We start from the raw sequence: 5325 nt of genomic DNA on the forward strand, positions 1-5325 counted from the left end.
CGGTCCGTTCGTACAACTGCCTCAAGCGCGAGGGCATCCACTCCGTGGGTGAGCTCGTGGCCCGTTCCGAGGCCGACCTGCTCGACATCCGCAACCTCGGTGCGAAGTCGATCGACGAGGTCAAGGCGAAGCTGGCCGGTATGGGCCTGACTTTCAAGGACAGCCCGCCAGGATTCGACCCGATCGCCGCCGCGTTCGGCGTCGGCGACGACGCGGACGACGGGTTCGTCGAGACCGAGCAGTATTGACAGAGTGATTCACGAGGTTCGGCGCTGGCGGGGCACGAGCTGCCGCAGTCACGGCAACAGACGGTGAGCAGCGCGGCTACCCGTGGCTGCCGGGCGGGCCGGTAACGGGGTGCCGTCGACGACCGTGACCAGTTCGGCCCACGGGTTCGGGCAGGTGCAGGCCGTCCGCGCCGGATACGAGCCACCGCTTGTGGGAGTCTTCGCTTCCTTGTCTGGGGGTGGTTCTCGGTTCGGTGTCCGGTCTTGGGCGCTGTGGACCGGGTTGATTCGGATTGTTCATGGGGCAGCCATGACTTCCCCGAGGCCCGGCTCTGTGGAGTCACCTGATCCAACAACCTCGCGCCCCCAACGTCACGAGATCAGAGCAGGGGCAACACCACGGAGAATCTCCTGAAGATCTGGCGTCATGAAGCTCAGCGACCTCAGCCCGCTGATGGCCCGCCGCCGGGCCGGAGGCCTCAGCTAAAGCTATGACCAGTTTCCGTGCCGATCCGGCGCTGACCGCCCCGCAGTGGCCGGAGGACGTCCTGGAGCAGTTCCTTTTCGACCACGGCGACAACGGCGCCTTCGTCAACGGGTACGGCGGCATCGACCTGCGCGATGTCACGGGGCGACTGGAGACGATCCAGGCCGCGGACTTCCACGGCATGCCGACCGGAGCGTCCGACGTCGGCTGCATCGAGGGCTACGCCGAGAACCGGGCGCGCTGGGTCGCAGTCCGGCCCCCGGAGGTTGGCCGGCACTGGGAAGAGCGCGGGACGTGGCTGCGCCCGCCGCTTCTCATCGACCGTCGCCTCCTGGGCTCGTCGGAGTGAGGACTGCAGGTCCTGGAGGGCCGTACGCGCGTCGGTGTGCTGCGCGGCCGCCTGCGCGAGGAATTGCGCGTCGCCCCCGACCATCAGTCTGGGAGGGGTGTCCGTGAGAGCGTGCCGCGCCGTGGTGCGTAGGCTGCGAGTCTTCGGCCGTTTTCGAGGAAGAGCTGCGGATGACTGAGAATCCGTCTGTGCCCGGCCCGCGCCGGGACATGGCGATGCACAACGACTGGTTCGCATCGGGCTGGGACCACGTCCTGCCTCGCCAGGGCTTTCCCCTGACCATGTTGATCGGGACCGCGAGCCAGCCCGGCTTCACCGGCTCACTGGACGACCTGGTGCAGGAGATCTTCGACGGCCACTGGGACATGATCGGCGGCGACCTCGACGGCGCGCTCACGTTCTCCTGGCCCGATGAGGAGTGGGACTACGAGGCTGCGCCGGAGGGCCGCGATGCGTGCGAGGCGCGCCGCTGGGAGCAGTTCGGCGCCATGCTGACGACAGCCGGCTTCCCAGTGCCCAAGACGGTGCGAGACCTGTCCGAGCTCTACCTGACGTGGGGCCTGGCCAGCAGCGAGGAGACGCCGAACGGCACCCGGTGGTCGATGCCTGCGGCGCTGCCGCTGCCCGGCGACCTGCTGCCCCTGGACGCCGAACTCACCAAGCGCCTCGACGGGGTCCGCTGGACGATGCGCACCGGCCCGCTCGTCAACATCCTCGTCAACCACCTGGTCGACGATCTGGGTGAACCGCAGGAGATCCTTACCTCCTTGGACCGCCTGACAACCGCCACAGGCCTGGAGGCCGACGAGGTCCGACTCGCCCTCGCAGAGCTCGTGGAGTCCGGTGACGCCCAAGTACAGCGCGGCCAGGAGTTGGCCGACGCGGAACGCTTGGAGGCACACCAGCGCTTCCGCCTGGTCCTGAACTGGGAGCACTTCCACGAGACCCGGCTGCAGCTGAGCATCGCGGGCGACGACACGTGACGCAGAGCGCGCCGGGGGCGGTGGGAACAGTGGGTGGGGTGGCGTCAGTGGGTTGGGTGTCACCAGGGCTGATACGGAGGAACAGTGTGCTGAGCTGTCCCTTTTCCGGCCTGGTACCCGTGGCCTTGGCTGTCATGGAGTGACTAAATGGCTGCATGCCCTGCGTAGTGCGTGTAGCACGGCTGGTGGGTGGCTGACGTGTAGATGCTCATTCCTGTGCACGGTGTCGGGGCGCCCAGGTGTGGTGGTGGGCATGGCTGCTCAGCCGTCTTTGTCTGCGGCTGCCCGCCCGAAGGGACGTTCGGGCGGGCAGCGTGCTGCCGCCCGGACGGCGGGCTGCTGGGGCGTCCACGTCCGAAGCGGCCGGGGTGTGGCGACCGTCTCTGGCAGACCCTGGTACCTCGGAAGCTTTCCGGATCCGCGTCATACGCGATGAAGTTGCTGTCTTCGCCGGCCGCCGTGTTGAGGTCAGCAGGGTCGTATGGGGTAATGCGGTATACAAAGGGCGCCATGTCAGCGGCCCGGATGGCTCGTAGTCGCCGTGAGGGCCGGTCGCGGGTGGGCAGGGGGAATGATCACCTTCGAACTCTACCGGCACCAGGCCCGGTATGAGCAGGATTCATTCTCGGCAACGGCGACCCGGATCGGGTGCGCAAAGTCGGGCGGTTTGAATACGGACATGGACTCCACGATCTGGGCCGCGCTGTCGGCCGCCGAGCGCTCCGCCGTGGACAGCATGATTCAGCAGGACCACCGGATATCGGCAGTCGCTCGTATCCGCGAGGCGTTCCCAGTCGAGTCCAGGCCAGGCCTGTACGACACGCTCGACGTGGCTGCAGAGCGTTACCGGGAGCTGGGCCAGCGGTTCGAGCGCTATCCGACCCATCCGCTGGGCCTGGCGACGCTGGTGGAGAAGGTGGAGGCTCTGCCCGGCCGGACGGTCGCCATCGAGGCACTGTGGGACGGTGACACCGATGGCTGGTGCGTGGACCTGATCGCACTCACGGACGACCCGGCTACCGAGCACCAGTTCGCCATGATCCGGCACGGCAGTGACATGAGACTGTTCAACGGCACGGTTCCGCCGTGGCCCGAGGCGCAGGAAGCAGAGACGATTGGTCGCGCCCTGGCCGAGCAGTTCGCCGTGCCGTTCCACTTCGCCAGCCCCGATCAGCCCGACTTCGAAGCTCCCCGCTGGAGGACCACCTCCTGAAACGCGCTGCCACTCGGCTCGACACTCTCTCGGCTCAGACCGGCCCGGAGTCAGCCGGCTTCCGAGGTACGTCGAGGCGACACAGTACCCTCGCCGGAGCAGAGGTGCCGCCCCCCTCGAACGCGCCCGAAGCGCCTCACGCGCGACACCCACTGCCACTCTGGGTAGATGAGCAAGATCAAATGAATGATCGTCGCGGCTTTTCAACGCCTTTGAATGCGTGGCCTCTTGACGAAGCGTCGGAAACAGAGTTTCAGTTCCGCCCGCAAGAGTCGCGCACCTCACACCGTGACGGTCATAGCCGTCGATTCCCGGGACGCTGAGCACCCCCGGCATCCGCCGGGCCGCAGCGAGGAACTGATTCCCCCTCGATATCGAACAGTTCTTCTTCTATCGCCTGGTCGCGGTCAAGGTGCTCGCAGGAGAGGCAGATGGTTCGCTTCGTCCGTGAGGCTCCAGTTGCCGCCGGGCTCGCTCACCCGAAGCTCTGGACCTGCGAACTCGGCGGTACGGCGGGCATGGGGGCGCCCCGGCGATCTGTACGTGACCGTGCACGTCTACGGCTGATCCGCCGCGCGGAATTCGGCCAGGGCCTAATGGCTTTGTGCCATTCCCCGGCAACCCGCCTCCAACATCACCACGATCCCGCTACACAAGAAGGCGGGGCGGCACAGCGGCCTCACCTGTGTTCTTGGCCGATCGTGCGGGAGGTCTGGGCGGTTGTTGACCATCAACGTAGCTGTGCTGCTCGCAGTCGTCGTCATCCTCCGGCTGCGCCGGCGCACGCACTCCCGCAGCCGCTTCGACGAGAAGATGACCGTCGTCATCGTCCTGGCGCTCGGGATCCTCCTGGCCCCGACCCCGGTGGGCCAGGGCATCCTGAGCTTCCTGGGGCAGGTCGCGAGCGGCGTGACACAGGCCAGCCGGTGAGCCCCCGCAGGCGCCGACCCACCACCACCAGGCGCTTCCCGGTACGGCGGCGTACCCGTAGGCGTGGCAGGCGGCAGCGCGCGAATGACCAACTGGTCGGGCTCCTTGTGGTCGCGGTTCCGGCCGTCGCCGTGGTGTTGGCCGTGGTCAACTGGCTGATGGTCCACTGGTGGGTCCTGATTGCCATCGGCTTCCTGGCCGTGCTGGCCGGCGGTGTCTGGCTCCATCAGAAGCAGCAGCGGGCCCGGTGGGAAGCGGTCCGTACACAGAGCCTGCGCTACGGCCTGCCCCAGCTGGACTCCCTGCACCACACCCGGTTCGAGGACGCGGTACGGGAGCTGATGCACCGTGACGGCTGCCAGGACGCGGTCCGCGTCGGAGGCGCCGGTGACCTGGGCGCCGACGTGAAGGCCACCGACCCCTACGGACGAAGCTGGGTCATCCAGTGCAAACACCGCCGCAACGGCCTCGCCGGCTCCGCCGTCGGCACCCCGGACCTCCAGGTCCTCAACGGCACCGCCCGCCAGGTCCACGGCGCCGACATCGCGGTGATCGTCACCAACGGCCGCGTCACGGCCCCGGCCGTCACCTTCGCCAAACAGCAGCGCCTCCACGTCGTCGACGACACCCTTGGTACGTGGGCGTCCGGCTCCCGCCCCTTGTGGGAACTTCTCCGGGCCGTACCACCATCCCGCAAACCGACCTCGCTCTCCTGAAGCCGCGCGGCCGTGCTGGCGAGAGTCGGTCCGTGGCGCTGCCTCACGAACCGCGCCGACGGGGCCGGGAAGGTCCTCGACCTCCCGGCCCGCCCTGCCGGTTTCCTCGGTTGTTCAGCTCAGGCTGTCGGCCGGCTGTGCAGTGGTACGACGACCGGCGATCCGGTGACTTGGCGAACGCCTGCCCGAGCGAGGTCGGATGGCCCTCTCAGCCGAACATCCGAAGCAGGTCATAGGCGCGCACCTGGTTGGTGACCAGGGAACGGGCCACCCACAGCATGCGGTGTGAGCCCCCTTTGAGGGCCCGGACATGAGAGCCGTCGAGTGCCGCGTCGTCCATGTCCAACAGTCCCGCGGCCCGCAGCTCGGCCAGCAGCACCTCGTGCAGCTGCGGCCAGACACCGGCCTCGGTCCAGTCCC

At 67.9% G+C, this 5325-nt stretch carries 6 protein-coding genes and 1 pseudogene; 6 read left to right on the top strand and 1 reads right to left on the bottom strand.

Features of this window, described 5'->3' with window-relative positions:
- From ACFYY7_RS45085 to ACFYY7_RS45110, 6 genes are all read left to right on the top strand, one after another.
- Nucleotides 1–248, top strand: a 248-nt coding sequence (locus ACFYY7_RS45085) for a DNA-directed RNA polymerase subunit alpha C-terminal domain-containing protein (protein ID WP_388672159.1), incomplete at its 5' end; no start/stop codon positions are given.
- A 470-nt stretch (nucleotides 249–718) separates the two neighbouring features.
- Nucleotides 719–1063 (top strand): hypothetical protein, encoded by a 345-nt coding sequence (locus tag ACFYY7_RS45090; RefSeq protein WP_388672161.1) that lies wholly within the window; start codon nucleotides 719–721, stop codon nucleotides 1061–1063.
- Between the two features lie 170 nt (nucleotides 1064–1233).
- Nucleotides 1234–2046, top strand: a complete 813-nt coding sequence (locus tag ACFYY7_RS45095) for a DUF6042 family protein (RefSeq protein ID WP_388672164.1) — start codon at nucleotides 1234–1236, stop codon at nucleotides 2044–2046.
- A gap of 679 nt (nucleotides 2047–2725) precedes the next feature.
- Nucleotides 2726–3259, top strand: a complete 534-nt coding sequence (locus ACFYY7_RS45100) for a hypothetical protein (RefSeq protein WP_388672167.1) — start codon at nucleotides 2726–2728, stop codon at nucleotides 3257–3259.
- A 720-nt stretch (nucleotides 3260–3979) separates the two neighbouring features.
- Nucleotides 3980–4189, top strand: coding sequence for a hypothetical protein (locus ACFYY7_RS45105; RefSeq protein WP_388672170.1), 210 nt, complete (start codon nucleotides 3980–3982; stop codon nucleotides 4187–4189).
- Entirely contained in the window at nucleotides 4186–4905 is a 720-nt protein-coding gene (locus ACFYY7_RS45110; RefSeq protein ID WP_388672173.1) for a restriction endonuclease, read from the top strand. Before ACFYY7_RS45105 ends, ACFYY7_RS45110 begins: the two co-directional genes overlap by 4 nt.
- Nucleotides 4906–5194: 289 nt before the next feature.
- Here the strand turns inward: ACFYY7_RS45110 and ACFYY7_RS45115 are convergent.
- Nucleotides 5195–5325 (bottom strand): annotated as a pseudogene (locus ACFYY7_RS45115) (IS5/IS1182 family transposase); the annotation flags it as partial.

Origin of the sequence: Streptomyces sp. NPDC001933, from assembly GCF_042890955.1 — a bacterium.
Classification (GTDB): Bacteria; Actinomycetota; Actinomycetes; order Streptomycetales; family Streptomycetaceae; genus Streptomyces.